This window comes from Tundrisphaera macrotermitis (genome assembly GCF_051175315.1).
Lineage (GTDB): Bacteria > Planctomycetota > Planctomycetia > Isosphaerales > Isosphaeraceae > Tundrisphaera.
Genome location: NZ_CP195100.1, coordinates 1,622,676 through 1,647,011 on the forward strand (window position 1 = coordinate 1,622,676; position 24,336 = coordinate 1,647,011).

The window sequence follows — 24,336 nt, forward strand, 5'->3', positions numbered from 1 at the left end:
GGGGCACAGCGATGGTGAATGACCCGCTCACGCTCGATCCGACGCCCGGGGCGCCGGGGGCCGATTATAAAGAGATGGCCCTGGATTTCGCGGCGAACGCGAAGGAACAGTGGTCCGAACGCAGTCAGGCCGTGCGCGAATTTATCGTCAATCAACCGATGCGGTCCCTGGGCATCGCTCTGGGCATGGGAGTGGTCCTCGGATGGCTAATCAAGCGTCGATGAACCGGACGGCCAGCCTGGCCAATGGGGCCGCCCCGGAGGGCGTGGTCGAGAGCATCGCCGAGTTCGTCAACGACGTCACGACTCTGGCCGACCTCCAGACCCGCCTGGCGATCTACGACACCAAGGAAGCGATCGGCCGCGCGACCTACCCGGCGATCTTCGTCGCGGTGGGCGCCTCGTTCGCCCTGGCAAGCCTCCCTCTGCTCCTCTTCGGCCTCTCCGACCTGCTGGCCACCGGCGCGAACCTCCACCCCGGCGTGGCCCGGCTGATCGTGGGGTTCCTGTCCCTGGCCATCGCGGGGGCACTGGCGTTCTTCTCGTTCAAGGCGGCCACCCGTAGCCTGGACAGCTATCGCCGGTCCCAGGAAGAATTGACCCGGAACATCGCCTGGCTCCGGACGGTCATCGTCCACAGCGGGAGGCCCGGCCCGAGGCGAAACGTTTGAGCGACCCTTCCCCGAATCACGGCCGGACGGCCCTGCTCATCAACGCGCGATCTCGGAAAGGCGGGGCCACCCAGCCGATCGTCGTGGAGGCGTTGGGCCGTCATGGCCTGACGCTCGATCGCGTCGTCCGGGTGCGCAAGCCGGCGCATCTCCCTTCGGCCATCGACGCCCTGGTCGATTGGGGCGTGGAACGTTTGATCGTCGGGGGGGGCGACGGGACGCTCAGCACGGTCGCACCCCGGCTGGCCCGGCGGGACATCCTGCTCGGGGTGATCCCGATGGGCACGGCCAACGACTTCGCCCGGACGCTGGGCATCCCGTTCCGGCCGGCGGCCGCCGCCGAGCTGGCCGCCTCGAACAGCATCCGGGCGATCGACCTGGCCCAGGCCAACGACCAGTTCTTCCTCAACGTCGCCAGCATCGGCATGTCGGTGTCCGCCGCCGATGCCCTCACCTGGCGGGTCAAGCAGCAATTCGGCACGCTGGCCTACCTCTATGCCGGCGCCCGGGTCTTCGCCCGGCACCTGACCTTCCTGGCGAGGTTGGAGGTCGGGACGGAGGTCATCGAGGCGCGGGCCCATCAGATCGTGGTGGGCAACGGGCGGTACTATGGGGGGGGCGTGCTGGTCTCCCGGCAAAGCACCCTGGATGACGGGCTGCTGGCGGCCTACGCGCTGGGCACGCGCGGGCGGTGGCACCTGCTCCGCACGATGGCGATGCTCCGGTTCCGGGTGCCCATTGACCGTCCCGGCGATTTCTACGTCGCGACGCCATCGCTCCGGGTCGAGACGACGCCGGGGATGAAGGTGAATCTCGACGGGGAGATCCGGACGACCACCCCGGTCGAGTTCAAGGTCGTGCCCGGGGCGCTGCGGGTTTTGGCCCCGACGCCCCCCGCCGGCGCCGGGCGGTCATGAATGCTCGACGACCTCGGTGACGACCCGCCCGATCCCCTGGTCGGGGAGGAACGACGCCAGGTCGGCCCAGGCCAGGATGCCCCGGAGCTGCCCGGCGGAATCGATCACCAGGAGGCGCCGGACGCCCTTGTCGCCGAACTTCGAGACGATGGTCTCGACGGGGTCCTCGGGCAGGACCGAGGCCACGCCCCGGGTCATGAAGTCGGTGACGGGGCGCTGGGCCAGGTCGGGCCCGGCCTCGGCGACCGCCAGGGCGACGTCGCGGTCGGTGAGGACGCCGATGGGCTTCCCATCTTCGAGCACGGGGACGGCGCCGCAGTCTTCGTCGCGGAAGATCAGGACGGCTTCCAGCACGGTGCTGAACGACGAGCACGTCCGCGGGCTGGGCGTCATCATATCGGCGGCGGTCGGGAACTTCGCGGGGTCGGTGGTCGCCATGTCGGAGCCTCGGAACCGGCGAATCGGCATTGGATCGGACGTGGGAGGCAATCACCGCAACTCGCGGACCGGCCGGGCCGTCACGCCGATTTGAAGGGGAACTTGTCGATGCCGTACTGGCTGATCTTGCCCGACACGCTCCGCCGCGACAGCCCGCACAACTCGGCGCAACGGCCGACATTGCCCCGGCTCTTCTTGAGGGCCTCCAGGATGTACTGCTTCTCGATCTGCTCGGTGGCCTGCTGGAGGTAGAAGGGCAGGGGCTGCGACAGGTCGATCTCGAATCGCGGGCGTTCCTCGGCGGTCGCTCCGGCCACGCGGGGCGGCAGGTTGTCGGTGTTGATCGTGTCGCCGACGGTGGTGACCGCGGCACGCTCGATGGCATTCTCCAGTTCTCGGATGTTGCCGGGCCAGCGATAGGCCAGCAACTTCTCCATCGCCTCGGGGGAGACCTTCTTGGCCACCTCGTTGGTGCGGGCGTACTTGTTCAGGAAGTGGGTGATGAGCAGGGGGAGGTCCTCGACGCGATCGCGCAGGGGCGGGACCTCGATCTTGATGACGTTGAGCCGGTAATAAAGGTCTTCGCGGAACTTCCCCTCCTTGACCTCCTTCTCCAGGCTCTTGTTGGTCGCGGCCACCACCCGGATGTCGACCTCGATGCTCTCGTGGCCGCCCACCCGTTCGAACCTCTTTTCCTGGAGGACGCGGAGGAGCTTGGCCTGCATGGCCGCCGAGATGTCGCCGATCTCGTCCAGGAAGATCGTCCCCTTGTCGGCCAGTTCGAACCGGCCCTTGCGGCGGGCATCGGCCGAGGTGAACGCGCCGCGTTCGTGGCCGAAAAGCTCGCTTTCCAACAGGCTTTCGGGCAGGGCCGCGCAGTTGATGGCGATCAGGGCGCCCTGGCGATCTTCGCTGGAATAATGGACCGCCTTGGCGATCAGTTCCTTCCCTGTGCCGGTCTCGCCCTCGATCAGGACCGTGCTCTTGGTCCCGCCGATGTGGCGGATCAGCTGGAAGATTTTGTGCATCTCCGGGTTCTTGCTGATGATGTTGTGGAAGCTGTAGTTCTCCTTGAGCTGCTGCCGGAGGCGGAGCACCTCGTCCTGGAGGGCGCGCTTCTTCAACGCCCGGTCCATCACGATCTTGAGGTTGGTCGGGTCGATCGGCTTGGTCAGGAAGTCGTAGGCACCCAGCCGCATCGCCTCGACCACGCGCTCGATCGATCCGAACGAGGTGGTGACGATCGTCGTCACCAGGACCCGGCGCTGGGCCACCTCGCGGATCAGGTCCATCCCCCCCATGCCCGGCATCCGGAGGTCGGTGATCAGGACGCTGTAGTCGGTGGCCGCCAGGGCCGCCAGGGCATCCTGACCGTTGGAGACCGCCTCGACGCTCAGATCCTCCGTCTCCAGCAGTTTTTTGAGCTGCGTGGTGCTGTAAGTATCATCGTCGACAAGCAAAACTTTGCGGTGCATCCCGAGACTCTCTCTGATGAAGGGCGGTCGGGCGATCGTGCTTCCCTGGGAAGTCACGGGAGGATGTGTGCGCATGAGCGAGGGCGAAGCAACGGCACTCCGACTGTCCTGGTCCCTGATTTTTCTGGGGATCGGGCGAGATGGATCGCTCGTGCCTCGCTGAGCAACAACCATCATAGGCAAACAGTTACTCGCGCGGCCAGCCCCCCAACAGTGAAGATCACGGCGCCCGATTTGCAAGTTACCCAGTGTCTGGAAATCCCACGGCCGTGCGTGCAGGCATCCGGTGACGTCCGCGATGCATGGCCGATCGGCGGAGGTCTGTCATGGTCGACACCGTGAGATCCCGGTTTCCCGAATCCATGCATCAAGCCGCCCATTCGTCCCAGGCCGGCGACCTCGAATCCCTGGCCCTCGACGCGGTGGAACGCGTCCGGAAATATGCCCGCGAAGAGCCGATTTCTTTCGGACTTTGGGCCCTGGGAATCGGGTTTGTCCTGGGATGGAAGCTCAAGCCTTGGTAATTTGGTCGCCCGGTGCCCCGGCCGAGCGCTCGGCCCGGGGATCCGGGTCGCCGGGCCATCCGGGCCCGGAGATCGCGGCCGGAGGCTTCGGCCTCCTCCTTTCACCAAGCGTCAGGCCGTCGCATCACGCGAGATTGCGCAGTCGCCTACCCGCTCGATCAACGAGATTGCTAACGTGACCGAATCCGATCCAGTGCTGATTTTCGACGCCGATGGCCTCCAGGCCGCGTCGATCGCCGAGGCGTTGAAGCCCTGGGGCCTGACCGCGATCCGGTGCCCCGATCCGGACGCCGCCGTCGAGATCCTGGGCGGATCGAACCCCGCGGCGATCCTCCGCGTCGAGCCCCGCGAGGCCAATCCGTTCGGCGCCGCGGAATCCTCCGCCCGGTCCCGCAAGATCCCGATGCTGGCCGTGGTCGGGGCCATCGGCGATCCTTCGGCGCTGTCGGCGCGGGTCCGGTCGTACGACGACTGGGTGGCGTCCCCGGTGGATGGGGCCCAACTCGCCGCGCGGATCCTGGGCCTGTCGGCTTCGAAGGCCCGCTCGGCCGCCATCGATCCGAGGTTCCTGGCGCTCACGGTCCACGACCTGCGCACTCCGTTGAACGTCATCGGCCTGACGATCCGGGCGATCCACCAGTCCATGCCGACCAAGAGCGTGGAGCTGGAGGAAGACCTGACCTTCCTCCAGGATAATGCGCGCCAGATCGAGAAGATGCTCGCGCAGCTCGGCGATTTCTGCCGCTTGCTGGAGATCGACGCCCCCCCGTTGGGGGTCGAATTCGACCTCTGCCGGTTCCTCTCCGACCTCGTCGAAGATCGGATGGGGCGGCCCGGCGCCGAGTCCACGCCGCTGCTGCTCGACCTCAACGGCCGATGCCCCCGGGAGGTTTCCCTCGATCCGAACCGGGTCAAGATGGCGGTCCAGCACGCGCTGTCCAACGCGATGACGGCGGCGGGCGATTCCCCGGTGCGGATCGAGTTGGGTCCGGATGAAGACCGGATCCGGATCGCGATCGTCGTCGACAAACCCCCGCCCACCACGGTCCACCCGATCACCCTGAGGCCCGACCTCTACGAGAGGCTCGCCGGATCGGCGGCCGAGCGGAGGGGCCTCGACCTGGCGATCGCCTCGCGGATCAGCGAACTCTTCGGCGGGTCGGCGCGGCTGGAGGTCGCCCCCGGCCAGAGTTCGACCATCGTCCTGGAGTGGCCGGCCCGGCTCGCGACTCATGACTGAGGGCCATCCCCCGAGGCCCCCCACGGGAATCGTGGCACGTCGGTTGCAATTGCCGAGATGCGACGAAACCCCATCCCCAACCAACGATTTTCGCACCGGAAGGTGACGCTCGATGGCCACAGCCCCTTCGATCAACCGCGACTGGATCGCGGCCGAATTTTCCAAGGGGATCGACGCCGAGCAATCGCTCCACGACGACGCCCTGGCAACCGCCCAGTCCCCGCCGGACCCCGCGTTCGGCGTCCTTTATCACGAGATCGCCGAGGCCGACAAGCGGCACATCGCCGCCATCGAGACGATCGCGGCCCGATACGGCCATGTCCCGTCCCAGGGCGGTTCCGGCGGGGTCAGCGGTGCCCTCGGCCGCCTCAAGCAGAAGGTCAGCGAGATCGGCTCGACGCCGCTCCAGGTGATTGAGCAGGACATGCTGGCCAAGGCCAGCGCGATCCACTGGATGACCGCATGGCTCGGGGCGTTCGAGGCCATCGGGGACGCGGAAAGCGCCCGCGAACTGGCCTCCCTCCTGACCGAGGAGAAGGCCCACCACGACGCCTTGCAGCAGGGATTCAACCGGCTGGTCGCCCGCGGCGCGGGGGCGACCACCGCCTGACCTCCGGCCGATTTCATCCGTCCGATCGCTCCGCGGTACATCCAAATCGGCGAGGCCTCCTTCGCGCGTTGGACCTCCGCATCGGGCCACCCCTGGTCGTCCGGGTTCTCTCATGGGCCCGGACGACCTTTTCGTTGATGCCGGGGTTTGGCTTCGAGGATTCTCCCCGTTCGCATTGCATGGTATTGAACATTCATGGAGGGCTTCGATACACTCGTCGGGTGAAGTGATCTTCAGGTTCATCCCTCGTCGCCGCACAGCGACGCCTCGAGGAGGAGACCATGAGCCCATCCTCGACGCTGCGGACTGCGTGGATCGTTCTCATCCTGGCCTCCGCCCCGATCGCCCGGGCCGACTACACCCTGATCGACCTGGGCGCGATCGCCCCGATCGGGTCGACTCGGGTCCAGGCGATGAACGCCTCGGGCGTGGCCGTCGGGACGATGCGTACCAACGGGGTGGATCAGGTCTACAGGCTCGACGGCGGGTCCGGGGGATCCAGCCTGCCCGGCACCGCGACATCCAGCGGGGCCCTGGGGGTTAACGAACATGGGGACTTCGCCGGGTCGTTCGTCGATCCCCGGAACGGCAATGTCGCCCATGCGTTCCGCGTCGTCGATGGCATGTTCCAGGACCTTGGCACGCTGCCGGGCGGGTCGGCCGTCGGGACGGCGATCAACGGGGCGGGGGATGTCGCCGGATACGGGTACTTGCCGGGCGGGATCCAGCGGGCCTTCCGATCGATGGGCGGGGGGTCGCTGACCGCGATCGATCCCCTGGCCGGAGGGATCTCGAGCTCGGCCTCGGGCATCAACTTGGCCGGGACGGTGGTCGGCACCTCGCAACTGGGCAACGGGGTGAATCGCGCCTTCATCGCCGAGTTGGGCGGCCCGGCGCAGGACCTCCTGGGCCTGCACCCGGGATCCAGCTTCACCGGCTCGACCTATGCCACGGGGATCAACGATCAGGGCGTGGTCATCGGCTACGGGGACTTCGGCGTCAACTCCCACGCCTTCCTGGCCCCCGTCTCCGGGCCCCTCATCGATCTCGGCGTCGCCGGGTCCGCCCGATCCAGCCTGGCCTATGGGCTGAACGGCAAGAATCAGGTCGTCGGGGTGCTCGGCTATGGCGGGGGTTTGACGCACGCTTTCTACTGGGACGAGCTGTCGCGGATGGTGGACCTCAACACGGTCCTGTCCGCCCGCGATCGGGAATCCTGGGTGCTGACCCATGCCTTCGCCATCGGCGACACGGGGCGGATCACCGGGCTCGGGTACAAGGACGGGGAACTCCACGCGTTCGCCTTGCAGCCCAACATCGTCCCCGAGCCGCCCGCCTGGGCCCTGACGGCCATCGGCGGGACGATCGCGGCGGGGTGGGCCCGGCTCAGGCGCGGACGAAGGCCGGGCCGGGCTGGCGCCTGACCAACCGCCGCATCTCCAGGACGCTCAGGGTCGCCATGACCTGCGAGGCCGTCAGCCCGGTCAGGGCGATCAGGGCGTCGATGGCCACCGGCTCGGCCCCCAGGTGGCCCAGCAGCGAGCGCTCCTGATCCGACAGCGTCAGCTCGACCGGATGCCTGACCGCCGGCGCGTCGGCCGAGGGCCGGACCTCGCGCACCAGCGGGCCGAGTTGCTCCAGGACATCGTCGACCGATTCGACCAGGGTCGCCCCGTCCCGGATCAGGGCGTGGCAGCCCCGGCTCGGCAGGCTGTCCACGGGGCCGGGCACGGCGAAGACCTCGCGGTTCTGCTCGGTGGCATGCCGGGCCGTGGAGAGCGACCCGCTGCGCGGGGTGGCCTCGACCACGATCACGCCCAGGCAGAGCCCGGAGATGATCCGGTTCCTCCGGGGAAATAGCTCGGCGAGCGGCCCCTGGCGCATCGGGGTCTCGCTGACGATCGCGCCCGATGCGGCGACCTCGCGCGCCAGCCCGTCGTGTTCCGGGGGATAGACCTCGGACAGCCCGTTGGCGAGGACGCCGATGGTCCGGCCTCCGACGGACAGGGCCCCGCGGTGCGCCGCGGCATCGATCCCCCGGGCCAGGCCCGAGACGATCGTGAGCCCGACCCGGGCCAGGCCCGACGCCAGCCGCTCCGCGATCCTGAGGCCATACGGCGTGCATCGCCGCGACCCGACCAGGGCGATCGCCAACTGATCGGCCGGCTCGATCGTCCCCCGGGCGTAGAGGAGGCTGGGCGGGTCGGGGATCTCGCGGAGCGGGTCGGGATATTCCTCCGAGCCGCGGGCCAGCGGGCGGACGCCCAGCGACCGGCACAGGGCCAGCTCCGCCTCGGCGTCGTTGGCCCGGTGGGCCTGCGCGATCGAGGTCGCGAGCTTCTTGCCCACGCCGGGGACATCCCGGAGCATCGATTCGGTCGCGTCCAGGACCCGGGTCGCCGACCCGAAGTGGTCGAGCAGCGCCTGGCAGATCCGGGGCCCGACGCCGGAGACCATCGTCAAGCGGATGAGTTCGAGGAGTTCGGCCTCCTCCCTGGGTGTCGGATCGCTCACCGCCCCCCCGATCCGGGATGGGCGACCATCTCCGCGAGCACGGCCCGGATGTCCTGATCCGGCGCCTCGGCCATCTCGACCCGGCCGATCGCACGCGGGAGGACGAACCGGACCCGGCCGCCCTGGTTCTTCTTGTCCCGACCCATGGCGTCGCGCAGCCCGGCGACGTCCAGGCCAGGCGCGACGGTGGGCAGGCCGAAGGCTTCGAGGAGGCGGACCATCCGGGCGGTCGCGTCGGGCCCGATCCAGCCCATGCGTTCGGCCAGGCGGGACTCGGCGACCATCCCGATCGCGACCGCCTCGCCGTGCTGGTAACCCCCGCCGTAGCCAGCCACCGCCTCGACGGCATGGCCGATGGTGTGCCCGAAATTCAACACGGCCCGGAGCCCGGTCTCCTCGCGCTCGTCCTGGGAGACGACGTCGGCCTTGATCCGGCAGCAGCGGGCGATCATGGCCCGGATCAGGGCCCGGTCGCCGTCCCGGATCGCCGCGGCGTCGCGTTCCAGGGAGTCGAAGAAGTCGGCGTCCAGGATCACGCCGTACTTGATCACCTCGGCCATCCCGCACCGGACCTCGCGGGGCGGCAGGGTGAGCAGCGAGTCGGTGTCGATCCAGACCCCGACCGGCTGGTGGAAGGCTCCGATGATGTTCTTGGCACCGGGGTGGTTCACCCCGACCTTGCCGCCCACCGAGCTATCGACCTGGGCGAGCAGGGTGGTGGGGATCATCACCAGGGGCAGCCCCCGGGCGTACGCGGAGGCGACGAAGCCGGCGAGGTCGCCGATCACGCCCCCCCCCACCGCGACGATGGCGGTGTGGCGGTCGGCCTTCATCGCCACCAGGCGGTCGAACAGGGTCGAGGCGACGGCCAGGCTCTTGGATGCCTCGCCGGGCGGGACGGAGGCGACCTCGGAAGTGATCCCGATCTCGGCCAGCGCCTCGACCGGGCCGCGGATCGCGCCGTGGAGGTTGTCGTCCGTGACCACGAGCGCCGACCGGCACCCCCGGCCCGACCATTTCGCATCCAGCGCGGCGCGGACGAAGCCGCCGAAGCCGCCGGAGTCGCCGCTCACGACCCGGATCTCGTAGGATCGAGGCCCCAGGTCCACCTTCACCGTCGTCATGTCGTCGTCTCGCGCATCGCCGGATCGAAAGCCCTCGACCCCAATGTAATCCGGAGGGGGCGGCGAGGCGACCGCCGACCGGCGGGGGTCGACCTTGCCGCTTCCCGAACGCCCCCCGCGGTGCTACCATGAATCATCACGGATGATCGCCTCGACCACCGATTTTGACATCCCGCCCCGGGTCAAACCACATGACCGATTTACTGGCGTGGTCGATCAAACTGGGACGCTGGTCCGGAGTCCAGGTCCGGGTCCATTACTTCCTCCTGTTCTTCGCGGCCAGCAGCCTGTTCTCGGCCGCTCTCGCCGAGGGGGGGAGCCGGGTCACCCAGACGGCGTGCTGGCTGGCCGTCATGTTCGTGGTGCTGGTCCTCCACGAGTTGGGGCACGCCGCCGTCGCTCTGGCGCAGAATGCCGAGGTCGAGGACGTCTGCCTCTGGCCGCTGGGCAACTTCGTCGTGCCGATGTCGCCGGCCCGGTCGGCGGACAATCCGGCGATCGCCATCGCCGGCCCGGTCGTCAGCGGGCTCCTGGCGTTCGGCTCGGCGCTGGTCCTGTCGATGTACGGGGCATCGATGGTCTTCAACCCGTTCGGCGGGGTGGAGGACTCCGGGGCGCCGCTGATCCATGCGGCCCAGGGCGTCCCGGCCCACGTCGCACGGGCGATGACGCCGCTCTGGTTCGTGGGCTGGTTCGGCTACCTGAACTGGGTGATCTGCCTGGTCAACCTGATCCCGGCGCTGCCGCTGGACGGGGGTCGGGCCTTCCGGGCCGTGCTGGCCCGGTCGTCGGTGGGCCTGGCCCGCGACCACTTCATCGCCCCGTGGACGGCCCGCACCTGCGCGGCCCTGCTGACCCTGGCCGGGCTGGTCCGGATGGGGCAGGGGGCGTTCAGCAACGGGACCGCCAACTACTTCGGTGATGGCCTCACCCTGTTCGCCCTGGCCCTGCTGATCGAGCTGGTCGTCCGGTCCGAGTCGCGGATGATGGACGACGGCGGCTACTTCGAGGACGGCGTCTTCGGCTACGACTTCTCCGAGGGGTACACCAGCCTGGAGGCCGGCAACGCCAAGGTCCGCCCGGCCCGCGAGAGCGCGATCAAGCGGTGGAGGCGGCGCCGGTCCGAACTCCGCCGGCGGCGGCGGGTCGCCCGCGAGGTCGCCGAGGAACGCCGGATGGACGAGATTCTCGAAAAGCTCCATACCCAGGGGAAGTCCGCCCTGACCGACGAGGAGCACCGATTCCTGGTCCGCGTCTCGGCCAAGCTCCGGAGCAACCGCCCCCGTGCCCGCGACTGACCCGGCCGGTCGCGGCCCGACCCTCCTCGACGCGGCGATCGGGACGCGGCTGATCGCCCTCGGCCTGCACCTCGACGCCGACGACCCGGCCCTGTGGGTCGTCGACTACCCCGAGATGATCCTCGACCTCCACCGGCGGGATGTCGCGGCCGGCGCCGAGGCCGTCCTGACCAGCACCTTCGGCGCCAACCGGGCGTGGTTGGATCGGTTCGGCAGGGCCTCCGACTGGAAGGCGATCAACGCCCGGGCCGCGGCGCTGGCCCGCCAGGCCGCCGGGCCGGATGGCCTCGTCTTGGGTTCGACCGGCCCGACCGCCGCCGGGCCCGACCTCCGCGACCAGGCCGGGGCGCTGGCCGAGGCCGGAGTGGATGCCCTGGTGCTGGAAACCCATTCGCTTGAACAGGCCGTGGCCGCCCTGTCAGACCTCCGCCCCGGTTCGGATTTCCCGATCGTCGCCAGCCTGTTCCGATGGACGGAAGGCGCGACCCGCCGGCTCGAAGACGCCGGGGCGACGGCGCTCGGGGTCAACTGCGTGGTTGGCATGGCCGAGGCCGTCCGGATCGCCCGATCGATCCGGGCGGAGACGCGGCTACCGATCTGGCTCAAGCCGTCGGCCGGGCTGCCCGGCGGGCCGATCGAATCTCCCGAAACGTTCGCCTCGTTCGCCCCGGCCATCGCCGGCTTGGGCGAAGTCATGGTCGGCGGCTGCTGCGGGACGACCGACGCCCACATCGCCGCCCTCCGGTCGGGTCTCGATGCGGCGCGGCCCGGGTCTTAGCTCCCCTGCTACCGCTTGCGCTCACGTCACGACGGTCCGCCCGAGTGGCCCCCACGACCGTCGCGGCCTGGTTTCCAGGTCGTCGGCCCAATCATATTCCCATTCGGGATTGTACACGCACCCCCTTCGCTTCCTGACGCGGTCATTCCACCGACGACGACGAGCGAGGATGCTCGGCTTCAAGTAGATGTCATGCCTGGGCTTGTGCCACTTGCAATGGTGAAGTGGATAGGCCCCCTCGGCCTGGATCTGTTTACGAAACCGGCGGAGTGCTTGTACGATCGACTCTTCGCCTTCCAACTCGATCCGGATTCCCATTCTGCGGCGTCTTGACGGCCGACGCGAAGCCGGTGGCAAAGCCTTCGTCCCTGGAACATCAGGATTCTCTCACGGGCCGGGGGTGGATTCAAGTAAGGATGGCGGCGAGCCACTCGAGACAATCGCCTTCCCAATCTCCATCACCCCGACTTCCCGGCCCGGCGGCTTGGCGGGTCGCAGCCGGTCGGGTAGGATACGGGGCGTCCGCACCGATCCCGAGACAGGAACGCACCGTTGGCGTCGAGCCGTCCTCCCGCGATCCCCGACCCCGGCCTGGTCCGGGACCGCCGCCCGGGCCAGCCCCGGCGCGAGGACCTGGCCCCCGGCGAATGCCTGTGCGACCACTGCTCCGGGAAGTGCTGCCGCTACTTTTCGGTCCCGATCAAGCAGCCGACGACCTGGGACGACTTCGACGAGGCCCGCTGGTATCTGGCCCACGGCCGGACCCTGATCTACGTCGAGGAAGGGAAGTGGTACCTGGTGGTCATGACCCGGTGCAAGTACCTGGGGCCCGACGAACGCTGCCGGATCTACTTCAGCCGCCCCAAGATCTGCCGGGATTACACGACCGCCGAGTGCGAGTATGATGAGGACTGGACGTTCGAGAAGGTCTTCGAGGCCTCCGAACAGCTCTGGGAATATGCGGAGGCGATCCTCCCCCGGCGACGCAGGCCCCGGCCGCCCGCCTCGCCCGGCCTCACCGTGATCTCGGCCCCGGGTTGACGCATGGCGATCCGCTCCAACCACTACGAGGCGGCCTTCGAGGCCTACATCCGGTCGATCCGGGTGCCGTGCGTGGCCGTGGACGAGGCCAAGCGGACGCTCACCGACGAGGGGGGGCTCAAGAGCCCCGATTTCCTGCTCTATCCGCGCTGCGGGCCGAACCTGGTGGTCGAGGTCAAGGGGAAGAAGGGGAAGGACGCCCGGGGGCGTCGCCCCTGGGAGAACTGGGTGACGACCGACGACCTGGACGGCCTGGCCCGCTGGCAGGAGATGTTCGGGCCCGGGTTCCGGGCGATCCTGGCGTTCGCCTACGCCGAGGTCACCGGGGAGTTCGCCCTGCCCCGCGACGACGGCTCGTTCCCGTTCCGGGGCCTGGCCTACCGGTTCTGGGCGGTCGGGCTCGACGACTACCTCCAGCATCTCCGGTCGCGGGGGCCGGCCTGGAAGGCGGTCGCCATGGCCCGCGCCGCATTCCGACTCCGGGTCCGGCCGCTCGACGAATGGCTGCCGATGTCCCCGCTCAGCCCACCACGACCCCGACCCGTCCCAGGAGCGTGACCGATGCTTCGCCGCTTCCGCCGCCTTGCCCTGCCGGCCTTCGGGCTCGCGCTGCTGCTCCCGCTGGCCGCCGCCCCCGCCTTCGGGCAGGCCAAGGACCCGATCGAAGGGTTCTTCGACATCCCGGTCGACCCGAACGCCGTCGAGGAGCCGAGCTACGGCGTGCCGGCCTACCTGATCACGTCGGGGCTGGGCGGGCTGGCCATCTTCATCGTCTGCAAGTCGGCCCGCCGCCAGTGACGGCGGCCGGATGGATCGTGATGGGCTGATGGACCTGGGACCGAGGGATCTGATGAGCGATTCGACCCCGCGCTGGACGTTCGACGAAGTGGCCGCGATCTACCGGACCCCGGTCCTGGAGCTGATCCACCGGGCCGGCGAGGTCCACCGCCAGCACCACGACCCGAGCGAGGTCCAGGTCTGCGTCCTGCTCTCGGTCAAGACCGGCGGCTGCCCGGAAGACTGCGGCTATTGCCCGCAGGCCGCCCGCTACCATACCGCCGTCACCCCCGAGCCGCTCCTGAGCGTCGACACCGTGCTGGCCGCCGCCCGCCGCGCCAAGGACGACGGCGCCGCCCGGTTCTGCATGGGCGCCGCCTGGCGTGAGGTCAAGGACAACCACCAGTTCGACCGCGTCCTCCAGATGATCCGGGGCGTCAAGGACCTGGGGATGGAGGCCTGCTGCACCCTGGGCATGATCACCCCGGACCAGGCCCGGCGGATGAAAGAGGCCGGGCTCGACGCGTACAACCACAACCTCGACACCTCGCCCGAGCACTACGACCAGGTCATCAGCACCCGGACCTATCAGGACCGGCTCGACACCATCAACAACGTCCGCAACGCCGGGATCACCGTCTGCTGCGGCGGGATCGTGGGACTGGGGGAGACCGAGGACGACCGGATCAACCTCCTGCTCACCCTGGCCAACCTGCCCGAGCCCCCCGAGTCCGTGCCGATCAACGCGCTGGTCGCCGTCGAGGGGACGCCCATGGCCGAGCAGCCGAAGGTGCCGATCTGGGACATGGTCCGGTCGATCGCCACGGCCCGGATCCTGATGCCCGAGTCGATGGTCCGGCTCTCGGCCGGCCGGGTCGGCATGAGCGAGTCGGACCAGGCCCTCTGCTTCCTGGCCGGTGCCAACTCGATCTTCGCCGGCGACAAGCTGCTCACCACGCCCAACCCCGGCGCCGATCGCGACCAGCTGATGTTCGACCGCCTGGGCCTGGTGCCCAAGCCGGCCGCCCCCAGCGCGGTCGGAGCGGGCGTCGAGGGCTGACGGGATCCCCATGACCGATCCTGATCGGGCGGTGGTGATCACCGGCATCGGCCTCGCCACCGCCCTGGGCCTGGGCCGCGACGCGACCTGGGCCGCCATCCACGCCGGGCGATCCGGGGCCGCCTGGATCGAAGGCCCGGGGTTCGACCCCGGGCACGCCGGCTACCCGATCGCTTGGCCCACCCCGACCGCCCTCGACCTCGACCCCGCCCACCGTTTGCTCGACCTCCTGGCCGACGAGGCCCTGGCCGACGCCGGATTCGATGGGGCCGATCCGCGGTTCGACCCCGACCGCGCCGCGGCCCTGATCGGCCTCAGCAAGGGGGGCGTGCGGAGCCTGGCCCGGCTCCACGAGATGATCCGCGCGGGCTCGTCCGACGACGCCGCGATGGCCCGCGCCTGGTCCGATTCCTGGCCGGGGGCCGGGGCGAGCCGGGTGGCCCATCGCCTCGGCTTCGGCGGTCCGTGCGTCGGCCCGGTCGCCGCGTGTGCCACGGGGCTGGTGGCCGTCCTGCAGGCGGCCGACCTCCTCCGCCGGGGGGCGTGCGACATCGCCCTGGCCGGCGGAGCCGATGCGTCGATCGAACCGATCGTCCTGGGTGCGTTCCGCAAGATGAAGGCCCTGGCCCGCATCGACGGCGACCCGTCCTCGGCCATCCGCCCCTGGGACCGCGACCGCTCCGGGTTCCTGGTCGGGGAGGGGGGGGCGATCCTGGTCCTGGAGCGGCTCGACTCGGCCCGTCGGCGGGGCGTCGTCCCCTATGCCGAGGTCGCCGGCGGCGCCCTGGGGGCCGACGCCCACCATGAGACGGCCCTGGACCCCGACCCCGCCAACCTTGCCGGGGTGATCCGCCGCGCCCTGCGCGATGCCCGGGTCGACCCCTCGGAGATCGACGCCGCCCACGTCCACGGCACCGCCACGGCGATCAACGACCCTTTGGAATGCCGCGCCCTCCGCCTGGCCCTGGGCCCCCACGCCGACCGCGTGGCCTGCTCGGCGAGCAAGCCGCAGATCGGCCACCTGCTGGGCGCGGCCGGCTCGGCCGAGTTGGCCCTGGCGGCGCTCTCGGTCCGCGACGGCTTCGCCCCGCCGACGCTCAACCTCGACCACCCGGACCCGGCCTGCGACCTCGACGGCACCCCCGGCGCCGGCCGGTCGTTGCCGATCCGGGCCGCCCTCAAGCTCTCTCTCGGCTTCGGCGGCCACCTCGCCGTCGCGGTGCTCCGGCGGGTCGAGGGTTGACGTCGCCCCGAACCTGAATCGGGGCGTGGGTGTTGCATGCGGAGGTTGTGCGACCCATGATGGATGGCATGGAACCCGCGCCGCGGTCGTCGGCGCGTGGGGCGGTCACTTCTTCGCGCCGAGTCGTCGCTTGATCCAGGTCGAACACCTTTCGAAGTCGTTCCGGGACTACCGACGCGGGTGGGTCTCGGCCGTGGCGGACGTGAGCTTCGCGTGCCGGCCGGGGGCCATCTTCGGGCTGCTCGGGCCGAACGGGGCGGGCAAGACCACGACGTTGCGGATCCTCAGCACCGTGCTCAAGCCGACCGGCGGCCGGGCGATCATCGCCGGGCACGACGTCGCCACCGAGCCCGAGGCGGTGCGGTCGCGGATCGGCTACATGTCGGCCAGCACCGGGATCTACGACCGGATGACGGCCTGGGAGCTGGTCGAGTACTTCGGCCGCCTGTATGGGATGGCCCCGGCCCACCTCCGCGAGCGGATGGAGACGATCTTCGACTGGCTCCAGATGAACGACTTCCGCGACACGCTCGGGTCGAAGATGTCGACCGGCATGAAGCAGAAGGTGTCGATCGCCCGGACGGTCGTGCACGACCCGCCCGTGCTGATCTTCGACGAGCCGACCTCGGGGCTCGACGTCCTGGTGGCCCGCGCCGTGCTGCTGAAGATCGCCGAGCTGCGCGACCAGGGGAAGACGATCATCTTCTCGACCCACGCCATGCACGAGGTCGAAAAACTCTGCTCGGAGGTGGCGATCATCCACAAGGGGCGGGTCCAGGCCGAGGGGACCCCGGCCGACCTGCTCGCCCGGTTCGAGCAGCCAGACCTCGAGGAACTGTTCTTCCACCTGGTCGAGCGGGCCGAGGCCGCGCGGGGCGACGGCGCGGTCGAGGCCGCCAACTGGGGGGATGCCTGATGGGCGGCAAGATCCGTTGGTCCAACGTCGGCGTGATCTTCCGCCGCGAGGTCCGCGACCAGTTCCGCGACCGCCGCACCCTGTTCATGGTCTTCGCCCTGCCGATCCTGCTCTACCCAATCCTCGGGATCGGCATGGCCCAGCTGGCGGCGACCTTCGAGCAGAAGCCCCGGACCGTGGTCCTGGTCGGCTCGGAGCACCTCCCGCCGGCACCTCCGCTGCTGAACCCGACGCGGGACCGCTTCCTCGAATCGTTCTTCGACCGCCCCTCGGACGCGGGCCGGCTCCGCGTCGAATTGGGGATCGAGGGGGTCAAGGATCTGGACAGGCCCGGGACGGCCCGCGAGGCGATCCGGGGCGGGCTGGCCGACGCCGTGGTCATCATCCCGGCCGACGTGGTCACCCAACTGGCGGAGTCGGGCACGGCCGATATCCCGGTGCTGTTCGACAGCACCGACGAGCCGAGCGAGATCACCGGCCGGCGGGTTCGCGACGTCCTGGAGCGGTGGCGCGACCTGATCGTCAAGGGGCGCCTGGAACGCGACCAGAAGCCGCCCGGCTACACCGAGCCGGTCCGCGTGGCCACCGAGGACGTGGCCCCGGCCAACGAGGCCGGCGGCAGCCTGTGGGGCCGGATGTTCCCCTTCCTCCTGGTGTTGATGGCCCTGACCGGGGCGTTCTACCCGGCCGTCGACCTGTGCGCCGGGGAGAAGGAGCGGGGGACCATGGAAACCCTGCTGATCAGCCCGGCCAGCCGGGGCGAGATCGTCCTGGGCAAGTTCTTCACGGTGATGCTGGCCAGCGTGACCACCGCCGTCCTGAACCTGGCGAGCATGGGCCTCACCGGCATCCAGCTCGCCGCGTCGGTGGGGGGGATGGGCAATGCGCGCCTGGTCACGGCGATCACCCCGCCGGCCTCGTCCGCGTACCTGTGGATGCTGCTGCTCCTGATCCCCCTGTCCGGCTTCTTCAGCGCCATCTGCGTGGCGCTGGCGGTGCTGGCCCGGAGCATGAAGGAGGGGCAGTACTACATGACCCCCCTCTATCTGGTCACGTTCCCGCTGACCCTGATCACGCTGGCGCCGGAGATCTCGCTCGACCTGTTCTACAGCGTCGTGCCGATCACCGGGGTGGCGCTGCTGCTGAAGGCTTTGATCGTCGGGGATTACGGCGTGGCCCGGCAGTTCTTCGTTCCCGTGCTGGTGCCCACGATCATCTACGCCCTGCTCGCGCTGCGGTGGGCCGTGGACCAGTTCAACCGCGAGGAAGTCGTGTTCCGCGAGGCCGAGGTGTTCGACCTCCGGGGCTGGCTCCGGTTCCGGATGCACGACAAGAGCGCCACCCCCGGCCCGAGCCTGGCGGCGTTCGGCTTCGCCCTGATCCTCAGCATGACGTGGTTCTCGGGCCTGCTCCTGCCCCGGCTGTTCGCGATGCTCCGCCTGCCCGAGTCGGCCGAGGGGCTGGTGAGCATGGCGACGGTCCACGTCGGGGTGATCCTGGGCGTCCCGGTGCTGCTGACGGTGATCTTCTGCTCCCGGCCCGGCGCGGCCCTGCGGCTCCGGATGCCGACCGGGCGCGACCTCCTGCTGGCCGCCGGGCTGGCCCTGGCGATCAACCCGGCGGTGCGGGAGCTGGCGCACTACGTCGAGTTCCTGTTCCCGGCGACGGAGACCGTCCGCAACCTGTTCGCCGACCTCGCCAAGCAGGTGCCCAACCTCTGGGTGGCGCTCCTGATCTTCGCGATCCTGCCGGCGATCTCCGAGGAATTCGCCTTCCGCGGCTTCATCCTGGCCGGCCTGGAGAAGAGCTACGACACCCGGACGGCCATCCTCCTGTCGAGCTTCCTGTTCGGCTTCCTCCACGTCCTGATGAGCCTGTTCCAGCAGCTGTTCACGGCGACACTGCTCGGGCTGGTCCTGGGGCTGATGGCGGTCCGGACCCGGAGCCTCTGGCCGGGGATCCTGTTCCATTTCCTCAACAACGCCCAGGCGATCCTGATCCAGGAGGCCGGGCGCAACCCCGCCATCGCCCGGGCCACGGGCTGGCTGTTCCGGGACCGCGACGAGGCCCTGTACCAGTGGCCGGTCGTCGTGGCGGGCGGGGTCATCTCGGCCGTCCTGCTTCGGATCCTGATGCGGAGCGGGCCGGCCAAGGACCCGGCCGGCGTCGAGGAGTTGGGATGAACGAGCGGCCACTCAGCCTCCGCGCCCGCTGGGTCTTCCCGGTCTCCGCCCCGCCGATCCGCAACGGCCAGGTCGTGATCGCCGGGGGGCGGATCGCGCACGTCGGCCCGGCCCCGAAGGGCGGGACGGCCGACCTCGACCTTGGCGACTCGGCCATCGTTCCCGGGTTCGTGAACGCCCACACACACCTGGAACTCGGCCCGGTCCCGGCGCCCGCCGGTGGCGGGCCCGAAGACGAGATCGACTGGCTGGCCCGCGTGGTCGCCGGACGTCGGGACGGGACCATCGCCCCGGGCCCGAAAGTGATCGCCGCCAACGTCGCGGCCAGCGTCACGGCCGGGGTCACGGCGATCGCCGACACGTCGACCGTGGGCCAGAGCTGGGAGGCGATCGCCGCCGCGCCGATGCGCGGGATCGTCTTCGCCGAGATCATCGGCCTCAACCGGATGCGCGGGCTCCAGACCAGCGAGGCCGCCTTCGACTGGCTGGCGCTGGTCCGCGACGACGACCCCGGCCGGAAGATCCGCCCCGGGCTCAGCCCGCACGCCCCCTACAGCACGGCGGGATGGCTCTACCACCGCGCCGCGGCGAGCAAGCTGCCGCTGTCGACCCACCTGGCCGAACTTCCCGAGGAGGCCGAGTTGCTCGGCACCCGGTCGGGCCGGCTCCGCACCTTCCTCGAAGGGCTGGGCGCCTGGGACGACGCCTGGGACCCGATCGGGCCCCGGCCCGCCGACTACATCCGCCGGGGGGACCTCCGCCATTCCGACTGGATCGTGGCCCACGGCACCTACTTCGACCCGTCGGAGTACTGGCAGCTCCGCCCCGGCGCCGCCCCCGAGGGGCAGAGGGTGGCGGTCGCCTATTGCCCCCGGACCCACGCCCGATTCGGCCATGCCCCCCACCCGTTCCGCTCCATGCTGGAACGGGGGATCGTGGTCTGCCTGGGGACGGACAGCCTGGCGTCGACCCCCTCGCTGTCGATCCTCGACGAGATCCGCTTCCTGTTCCGCCGGGACCCGACCCTCTCGGGCGAATTGCTGCTGACCATGGCCACCCTGTTCGGCGCCTGGGCCCTGCGCCTCGACGACATCGCCGGCAGCCTCGCACCGGGCAAGTCGGCCGACCTCGCCGTGATCCCGCTGCCCTCGGGCTCCGACATCGATCCGTATCGCCTCCTGCTCAAGACCGATGCCCCGGTGCTGGCCACCATGTTCGAGGGGAGTTGGGCCTCCGGCCCCTGGGCCTGATCGGCCGGTGCCCCGGGGCTGTCCGCGGCCCCGGATCGGTGGCCGGGAGCGGCACCCGTGCGGACGGGCCCCGTCGCCGCGAGGCCGCCCCGGCTCACACGCGCGATCTCCCGCCGGCCCCGGCATCCGCGCGGCTCGGCGAGTGCCTTCGGCGCACCACATGGGAGGTGGCCGCACCCCGGCCGGACTCGCGTCGGGCCGGGAACGAGGGCTTCGAGGCGAGCCATGATCGGAACTCGCCGGTGCCGACCGGCCGACCGAGGTGGTATCCCTGCACGAAGTCGCACCCCAATTCCGAGAGGATCGCGAGGGTCGCGGCGTCCTCGACCCCCTCGGCGGTCACGCGGAGCCCGAGGTTGTGGCCCAGGTCGACGACGGCGCGGACGATGCAGGCGTCGCTGTCCAGGCTGGCCATCTCGCGGACGAACGACTGGTCGATCTTCACCTCGTCGACCGGGAGGTTCTTGAGGTAAGCCAGCGAGGAGTAGCCGGTGCCGAAATCGTCGATGGCGACCGTCATGCCCATCTCGTGGAGCCGGTACAGCGACGCCCGGGCCTGGCCCGGGTTCGTCATCATGGCGCTCTCGGTCACCTCGATCTGGAGGCGTTCGGGGGGCTGCCCCGCCGTCTCGACGATCTCGATGATGCGGTCCACGATCCTGGCGTCCTGGAGCGACGAGGCCGACAGATTGACGGCGATCTTGCAGGCTTCTCCGGCCCAGCCCAGGTCTCCCGCGTCCTTCAGGACGGCGACGATCGCCCAGAGGTCCAGCTTCGCGATGTAGCCCATCTGCTCGGCCATGGGGATGAATTGCCCCGGGGCGATCAGCCCGAGCCGAGGGTGCTGCCACCTCATCAACGCCTCCGCGCCGCAGGGCCGGCCCGTGAGCAGGTCGATCTTGGGCTGGTAGTGGAGGACGAACTGGTCGGTCCCGACGGCGTCGCGGAGGTCGGTGCCCAGGGCCAGTTTCCCGGGGGTGGCGTTCGACTGCCCGGGGGCGAAGAAGGTCGGCCCGACCTGGCCCCGCTTGGCGGCATACATCGCGATGTCGGCGTGGCGGAGGAGCGTGACCCCGTCCGCCCCGTGCTCGGGATAGATCGCGATGCCGATGCTGGCGCCGACCCCGAATCGGTGCCTGTCGAGATCGATCGGGCCGTGGAGGCATCGGATCAGCCGCCCGGCGATCCGGGCCGCATGATCGGGCTTGCATCCGGGCAAGACGACGCCGAACTCGTCGCCTCCGAGGCGGGCCAGGGTGTCGCCCGGCCTCATGGATGACCCGAATCGCCGCCCGACGCACTGCAGGACATGGTCGCCGCAGTGGTGCCCGAAGGTGTCGTTGATCTCCTTGAACTGGTCGAGGTCGATGAGCATCACGGCGAGCGTCTGCCGGCCCGCCTCCGCCGCGCGGATCGCCTCATCGAGCCGGCGGCAGAACAGGTCCCGGTTGGCGAGGCCGGTCAGGGGGTCGTGGGTCGCCTGGAACTCCAGCCGTTCGTGCGACAGCCGGCGTTCGGTGATGTCGGCGAACATCCCCTGGATGCCGGACGGCCTCCCGTCGGCATCGTACGTCGGGCACTTGATGGTGTGGACGAACCGCCGCCCCCCCGGCAGGCGCGGATCCAGGTGCTCCTCCTCGATGTCCAGCGGCTCGCGACTCTCGATCGTGCGGCGGTCGTCATCGCGGTATTTGCAGGCGAGATCGGCCGGGTAGAGGTCGAAGTCGGTCTTGCCGATCAGCCCTTCCAGGTCCGTGCCGTGGAGGTCGCAATAACGCCGATTCCCGAAGGTGTAGCGGCCGTCCAGGTCTTTCCGGAAGATGGTGTAGGGGACGTGCTCGACGAGCGAGTGGTAGAGCCTCCTGGATGTCTCCAGCTCTCGCTCGGCCCTGCAGGACGCGGGTTCCTCGGCCCTCGGCGCCTCCCCGATCTCGCCCCGATCGACCCCCTCCCGTCCGGGAGATCCCGCGGCCGGTGGTGGGATGACACGCCCCACTCCACGATCCAGCTTCATCGGCGTCCACCATTCCAGGATCATCGCCGCCATCCGCGCGGTCGCATCACCGCTCTCGTTTGAGCATAGGTTGTGATTCGGCCGGAGGGGGTGGGGTTTATCGGCGATCCCATGGGGATTGACCCTCGCGGCCCGGCCGGTCGTCCCGGGGCGCGGCGATCCCCCTGCGGGGCCGAGGCGTCGAGGGATGAGCCCGAGAACCGCCTCGCATGGCCGGAGCCGCCACCCCCGTTCGCGGCGCCGCCTTGCATCCTCGCTTCGGCTCGCCGATCATGGCCGGGCGGACTCCGGCCTCGCGCCGGGCGATGGAGGGTCCGGCCCCCGAGGGATCGGCCCGGCCATCGCTCGAAGCGCGATCATCTCCCATTCTGGACGCATCCTTACGACGGGGGCCACGCATGGGTCCGAAGAGCGTCACGCCGGACGAGGTGAAGCAGATGCTCCGCGACGGCCAGGAGGTCGCCTTCCTCGACGTCCGCGAGCCGGAGGAGTGGGACGCATCGGAGATGATCCTTCCCGCGGCGATCCGGGTCCCGCCCGACCGGGTCGAGCCCAGCCTGGCCCGCATCCCCCACGGCCGCCCGATCGTCGTCTACGGCTCGAAGGCCCGGGCCGAGGCGGCGCCGGCGATCGCCGATCGGCTGCTCGCCCACGGCTGGGAAGCCGTCCACGCCCTGGAAGGCGGCTTCGAAGCCTGGGCCGACTCGGGTCACCCGGTCGAGGAGAAGCAGGAAGGTTGACCGGCGACCGGTTATGATGGCCCGCAGGCCCCACGCCCGCCGGATGAGCCCAGCCCAACCCCCGCGAGACGGACTCCATGAACGACGACCTGTTGAGCCTGCTGCCCGCCGCCGAGCTGACCCGCCGCGGCTTCGTGATGACCACCCTGGCCGCCGGCTTCGCCCTGTCGGTCCAGCCGGTCTCCGCCGAGACCATCACCACCGACGCCCAGGGGCTGGAGGCGGGGGAGGTCAAGATCCCGGTCGCCAACGGCACCATCCCCGCCTACCGGGCCATGCCCGCGATGGGGGAGAACTTCCCGGTCGTCCTGGTGATTCAGGAAGTCTGGGGCGTCCACGAGCATATCAAGGATCTGTGCCGCCGCCTGGCCAAGGCCGGCTACCTGGCCATCGCCCCCGAGTTGTTCGCCCGCCAGGGGGATGTGTCCGGCTACACCGACATCCCCAAGCTGATCTCCGAGGTCGTCTCCAAGGTCCCGGACGCCCAGGTCATGTCCGACATCGACGCAACGGTCGCCTACGTCAAGAAGACGGGCAAGGCCGACGCGGCGAAGCTGGCGATCACCGGCTTCTGCTGGGGCGGCCGGATCGTGTGGCTCTACGCGGCCCACAACCCCGAGCTGAAGGCGGGCGTCGCCTGGTACGGCAAGCTGGTCAGCCCGACCACGCCGCTCCAGCCCAAGCACCCGATCGACGTGGCCGCCCAGATCAAGGCGCCGATCCTCGGGCTCTACGGCGAGGCCGACGGCGGCATCCCGGTCGCCACCGTCGAGCAGATGCGCGAGGCCCTGAAGGCCGCGGGCAAGACGGCCGAGATCCACGTCTACCCCAACGCCCCGCACGCCTTCAACGCCGACTACCGTCCCAGCTATCGCAAGCCCGAGGCCGAGGACGGCTGGAAGCGGATGCTCGCCTGGTTCAAGGATCACGGCGTGGCCTGACCCCCGACGCGGAGATCCTCGCCCGATGCCGAACTTCCTGGAAATCGCCGAGTTGGGCGAGCCGGTCCTCCGGGCCCCGACCGGCCCGGTCGCCGCGCCGGCCGACGACTCGCTGCGGGCGTTCGCGGCCGACCTGATGGCGACCATGGAACGGAGCCAAGGCGTGGGGATCGCCGCGCCCCAGGTCTATCGCTCGGACCGGATCTTCATCGTCGCCACCCGGCCCAACCCCCGCTATCCCGACGCCCCGACGATGGAGCCGACCATCGTGCTCAACCCCGAGATCATCGAGCGGTCCGACGAGATCGTCGCGGGCTGGGAAGGCTGCCTGAGCATCCCCGGCATCCGGGGGCTGGTGCCCCGGCCGCGGCGGATCGTGGCCCGGTATCAGACCCTGGACGGAGAGGTCGTCGAGCGCGAGTTCGTCGACTTCCCGGCCCGGGTCTTCCAGCACGAGGACGATCACCTCCGCGGGATCGTCTTCCTGGACCGGCTGGCGTCCAACCGGGACATCATCACCGAGAAGGAATACCGCAAGATGGTCGCCGGCTGATCGGGATCGAACAGCCGGCGACCCGCCGCG

The 24,336-nt window shown here is 70.0% G+C and carries 25 protein-coding genes; 20 read left to right on the forward strand and 5 right to left on the reverse strand.

Features of this window, described 5'->3' with window-relative positions:
- Positions 1 to 11: 11 nt before the first annotated feature.
- From TA3x_RS06875 to TA3x_RS06885, 3 genes are read left to right on the forward strand one after another with little or no spacing between them, the layout of a single operon-like run.
- Positions 12 to 224 (forward strand): DUF883 family protein, encoded by a 213-nt coding sequence (locus tag TA3x_RS06875; RefSeq protein ID WP_435019592.1) that lies wholly within the window; start codon positions 12 to 14, stop codon positions 222 to 224.
- Positions 203 to 670, forward strand: a complete 468-nt coding sequence (locus tag TA3x_RS06880) for a phage holin family protein (protein WP_435019594.1) — start codon at positions 203 to 205, stop codon at positions 668 to 670. The genes TA3x_RS06875 and TA3x_RS06880 overlap by 22 nt, the downstream gene beginning before the upstream one ends.
- Positions 667 to 1,587 carry a lipid kinase gene (locus TA3x_RS06885; RefSeq protein WP_435019596.1) on the forward strand — a complete coding sequence of 307 codons (921 nt, stop codon included), beginning with the start codon at positions 667 to 669 and terminating at the stop codon, positions 1,585 to 1,587. Before TA3x_RS06880 ends, TA3x_RS06885 begins: the two co-directional genes overlap by 4 nt.
- On the opposite strand, the gene TA3x_RS06890 is transcribed toward TA3x_RS06885, so the two are convergent.
- Together TA3x_RS06890 and TA3x_RS06895 are read right to left on the reverse strand one after the other, a co-directional pair.
- Entirely contained in the window at positions 1,582 to 2,025 is a 444-nt protein-coding gene (locus TA3x_RS06890; protein WP_435019598.1) for a CBS domain-containing protein, read from the reverse strand. The genes TA3x_RS06885 and TA3x_RS06890 overlap by 6 nt on opposite strands.
- Before the next feature lie 80 nt (positions 2,026 to 2,105).
- The gene (locus TA3x_RS06895) at positions 2,106 to 3,500 is read right to left on the reverse strand and encodes a sigma-54-dependent transcriptional regulator (RefSeq protein WP_435019600.1); all 1,395 of its coding nucleotides are present in this window, start codon (positions 3,498 to 3,500) and stop codon (positions 2,106 to 2,108) included.
- A gap of 326 nt (positions 3,501 to 3,826) precedes the next feature.
- Between TA3x_RS06895 and TA3x_RS06900 the strand changes: the two genes are divergently transcribed.
- From TA3x_RS06900 to TA3x_RS06915, 4 genes are all read left to right on the forward strand, one after another.
- On the forward strand, positions 3,827 to 4,024 hold the full coding sequence (locus tag TA3x_RS06900) for a hypothetical protein (protein ID WP_435019601.1): 198 nt from the start codon (positions 3,827 to 3,829) through the stop codon (positions 4,022 to 4,024).
- 175 nt (positions 4,025 to 4,199) lie between these two features.
- Positions 4,200 to 5,264 carry an ATP-binding protein gene (locus tag TA3x_RS06905; protein WP_435019603.1) on the forward strand — a complete coding sequence of 355 codons (1,065 nt, stop codon included), beginning with the start codon at positions 4,200 to 4,202 and terminating at the stop codon, positions 5,262 to 5,264.
- 112 nt (positions 5,265 to 5,376) lie between these two features.
- Complete coding sequence (locus TA3x_RS06910) at positions 5,377 to 5,874, forward strand: hypothetical protein (protein ID WP_435019605.1); 498 nt, start codon at positions 5,377 to 5,379, stop codon at positions 5,872 to 5,874.
- Between the two features lie 281 nt (positions 5,875 to 6,155).
- The gene (locus tag TA3x_RS06915; protein WP_435019606.1) at positions 6,156 to 7,298 is read left to right on the forward strand and encodes a hypothetical protein; all 1,143 of its coding nucleotides are present in this window, start codon (positions 6,156 to 6,158) and stop codon (positions 7,296 to 7,298) included.
- Here TA3x_RS06915 and dprA read toward each other — a convergent pair.
- Positions 7,261 to 8,388: a DNA-processing protein DprA gene (dprA, locus tag TA3x_RS06920; RefSeq protein ID WP_435019608.1), complete on the reverse strand. Its 1,128-nt coding sequence runs from the start codon at positions 8,386 to 8,388 to the stop codon at positions 7,261 to 7,263. The genes TA3x_RS06915 and dprA overlap by 38 nt on opposite strands.
- Positions 8,385 to 9,512, reverse strand: coding sequence for a 3-dehydroquinate synthase (gene aroB / locus TA3x_RS06925; RefSeq protein WP_435019610.1), 1,128 nt, complete (start codon positions 9,510 to 9,512; stop codon positions 8,385 to 8,387). The genes dprA and aroB overlap by 4 nt, the downstream gene beginning before the upstream one ends.
- Before the next feature lie 191 nt (positions 9,513 to 9,703).
- On the opposite strand from aroB, the gene TA3x_RS06930 reads away from it, so the two are divergent.
- From TA3x_RS06930 to TA3x_RS06975, 10 genes are all read left to right on the forward strand, one after another.
- Positions 9,704 to 10,810 (forward strand): site-2 protease family protein, encoded by a 1,107-nt coding sequence (locus TA3x_RS06930; RefSeq protein WP_435019612.1) that lies wholly within the window; start codon positions 9,704 to 9,706, stop codon positions 10,808 to 10,810.
- A complete protein-coding gene (locus tag TA3x_RS06935; protein WP_435019614.1) occupies positions 10,797 to 11,588 on the forward strand; it encodes a homocysteine S-methyltransferase family protein in 792 nt (263 codons plus the stop codon). Before TA3x_RS06930 ends, TA3x_RS06935 begins: the two co-directional genes overlap by 14 nt.
- Before the next feature lie 552 nt (positions 11,589 to 12,140).
- Complete coding sequence (locus TA3x_RS06940) at positions 12,141 to 12,629, forward strand: YkgJ family cysteine cluster protein (protein WP_435019616.1); 489 nt, start codon at positions 12,141 to 12,143, stop codon at positions 12,627 to 12,629.
- A 3-nt stretch (positions 12,630 to 12,632) separates the two neighbouring features.
- On the forward strand, positions 12,633 to 13,187 hold the full coding sequence (locus tag TA3x_RS06945) for an HYExAFE family protein (RefSeq protein ID WP_435019618.1): 555 nt from the start codon (positions 12,633 to 12,635) through the stop codon (positions 13,185 to 13,187).
- A 3-nt stretch (positions 13,188 to 13,190) separates the two neighbouring features.
- Complete coding sequence (locus tag TA3x_RS06950) at positions 13,191 to 13,427, forward strand: hypothetical protein (RefSeq protein ID WP_435019620.1); 237 nt, start codon at positions 13,191 to 13,193, stop codon at positions 13,425 to 13,427.
- Between the two features lie 52 nt (positions 13,428 to 13,479).
- The gene (bioB, locus tag TA3x_RS06955) at positions 13,480 to 14,466 is read left to right on the forward strand and encodes a biotin synthase BioB (RefSeq protein ID WP_435019622.1); all 987 of its coding nucleotides are present in this window, start codon (positions 13,480 to 13,482) and stop codon (positions 14,464 to 14,466) included.
- 10 nt (positions 14,467 to 14,476) lie between these two features.
- Positions 14,477 to 15,709, forward strand: coding sequence for a beta-ketoacyl-[acyl-carrier-protein] synthase family protein (locus TA3x_RS06960; protein WP_435019624.1), 1,233 nt, complete (start codon positions 14,477 to 14,479; stop codon positions 15,707 to 15,709).
- A 130-nt stretch (positions 15,710 to 15,839) separates the two neighbouring features.
- Entirely contained in the window at positions 15,840 to 16,625 is a 786-nt protein-coding gene (locus TA3x_RS06965) for an ABC transporter ATP-binding protein (RefSeq protein ID WP_435019626.1), read from the forward strand.
- On the forward strand, positions 16,625 to 18,808 hold the full coding sequence (locus tag TA3x_RS06970; RefSeq protein WP_435019628.1) for an ABC transporter permease subunit/CPBP intramembrane protease: 2,184 nt from the start codon (positions 16,625 to 16,627) through the stop codon (positions 18,806 to 18,808). The genes TA3x_RS06965 and TA3x_RS06970 overlap by 1 nt, the downstream gene beginning before the upstream one ends.
- Positions 18,805 to 20,058 carry an amidohydrolase family protein gene (locus tag TA3x_RS06975; protein WP_435019630.1) on the forward strand — a complete coding sequence of 418 codons (1,254 nt, stop codon included), beginning with the start codon at positions 18,805 to 18,807 and terminating at the stop codon, positions 20,056 to 20,058. The genes TA3x_RS06970 and TA3x_RS06975 overlap by 4 nt, the downstream gene beginning before the upstream one ends.
- Before the next feature lie 94 nt (positions 20,059 to 20,152).
- On the opposite strand, the gene TA3x_RS06980 is transcribed toward TA3x_RS06975, so the two are convergent.
- Complete coding sequence (locus TA3x_RS06980) at positions 20,153 to 22,096, reverse strand: putative bifunctional diguanylate cyclase/phosphodiesterase (RefSeq protein ID WP_435019632.1); 1,944 nt, start codon at positions 22,094 to 22,096, stop codon at positions 20,153 to 20,155.
- Between the two features lie 374 nt (positions 22,097 to 22,470).
- Here TA3x_RS06980 and TA3x_RS06985 point away from each other — a divergent pair, with 374 nt between their 5' ends.
- The 3 genes from TA3x_RS06985 to def all read left to right on the forward strand — a co-directional run bounded on the left by TA3x_RS06985 (position 22,471) and on the right by def (position 24,306).
- Positions 22,471 to 22,812 (forward strand): rhodanese-like domain-containing protein, encoded by a 342-nt coding sequence (locus TA3x_RS06985; protein ID WP_435019634.1) that lies wholly within the window; start codon positions 22,471 to 22,473, stop codon positions 22,810 to 22,812.
- Positions 22,813 to 22,889: 77 nt separating this feature from the next.
- On the forward strand, positions 22,890 to 23,753 hold the full coding sequence (locus TA3x_RS06990) for a dienelactone hydrolase family protein (protein WP_435019636.1): 864 nt from the start codon (positions 22,890 to 22,892) through the stop codon (positions 23,751 to 23,753).
- 25 nt (positions 23,754 to 23,778) lie between these two features.
- Complete coding sequence (def, locus tag TA3x_RS06995; RefSeq protein ID WP_435019637.1) at positions 23,779 to 24,306, forward strand: peptide deformylase; 528 nt, start codon at positions 23,779 to 23,781, stop codon at positions 24,304 to 24,306.
- The last annotated feature ends 30 nt before the right edge of the window (positions 24,307 to 24,336 follow it).

Bases quoted from the DNA above. Each gene is read 5' to 3' on its own strand.
- TA3x_RS06875 (WP_435019592.1), top strand. From the start codon at position 12: ATGGTGAATGACCCGCTCACGCTCGATCCGACGCCCGGGGCGCCGGGG.
- TA3x_RS06880 (WP_435019594.1), top strand. From the start codon at position 203: ATGGCTAATCAAGCGTCGATGAACCGGACGGCCAGCCTGGCCAATGGG.
- TA3x_RS06890 (WP_435019598.1), bottom strand. From the start codon at position 2,025: ATGGCGACCACCGACCCCGCGAAGTTCCCGACCGCCGCCGATATGATG.
- TA3x_RS06895 (WP_435019600.1), bottom strand. From the start codon at position 3,500: ATGCACCGCAAAGTTTTGCTTGTCGACGATGATACTTACAGCACCACG.
- TA3x_RS06900 (WP_435019601.1), top strand. From the start codon at position 3,827: ATGGTCGACACCGTGAGATCCCGGTTTCCCGAATCCATGCATCAAGCC.
- TA3x_RS06910 (WP_435019605.1), top strand. From the start codon at position 5,377: ATGGCCACAGCCCCTTCGATCAACCGCGACTGGATCGCGGCCGAATTT.
- TA3x_RS06915 (WP_435019606.1), top strand. From the start codon at position 6,156: ATGAGCCCATCCTCGACGCTGCGGACTGCGTGGATCGTTCTCATCCTG.
- aroB (WP_435019610.1), bottom strand. From the start codon at position 9,512: ATGACGACGGTGAAGGTGGACCTGGGGCCTCGATCCTACGAGATCCGG.
- TA3x_RS06930 (WP_435019612.1), top strand. From the start codon at position 9,704: ATGACCGATTTACTGGCGTGGTCGATCAAACTGGGACGCTGGTCCGGA.
- TA3x_RS06945 (WP_435019618.1), top strand. From the start codon at position 12,633: ATGGCGATCCGCTCCAACCACTACGAGGCGGCCTTCGAGGCCTACATC.
- TA3x_RS06950 (WP_435019620.1), top strand. From the start codon at position 13,191: ATGCTTCGCCGCTTCCGCCGCCTTGCCCTGCCGGCCTTCGGGCTCGCG.
- bioB (WP_435019622.1), top strand. From the start codon at position 13,480: ATGAGCGATTCGACCCCGCGCTGGACGTTCGACGAAGTGGCCGCGATC.
- TA3x_RS06960 (WP_435019624.1), top strand. From the start codon at position 14,477: ATGACCGATCCTGATCGGGCGGTGGTGATCACCGGCATCGGCCTCGCC.
- TA3x_RS06970 (WP_435019628.1), top strand. From the start codon at position 16,625: ATGGGCGGCAAGATCCGTTGGTCCAACGTCGGCGTGATCTTCCGCCGC.
- TA3x_RS06975 (WP_435019630.1), top strand. From the start codon at position 18,805: ATGAACGAGCGGCCACTCAGCCTCCGCGCCCGCTGGGTCTTCCCGGTC.
- TA3x_RS06980 (WP_435019632.1), bottom strand. From the start codon at position 22,096: ATGATCCTGGAATGGTGGACGCCGATGAAGCTGGATCGTGGAGTGGGG.
- TA3x_RS06985 (WP_435019634.1), top strand. From the start codon at position 22,471: ATGGGTCCGAAGAGCGTCACGCCGGACGAGGTGAAGCAGATGCTCCGC.
- TA3x_RS06990 (WP_435019636.1), top strand. From the start codon at position 22,890: ATGAACGACGACCTGTTGAGCCTGCTGCCCGCCGCCGAGCTGACCCGC.
- def (WP_435019637.1), top strand. From the start codon at position 23,779: ATGCCGAACTTCCTGGAAATCGCCGAGTTGGGCGAGCCGGTCCTCCGG.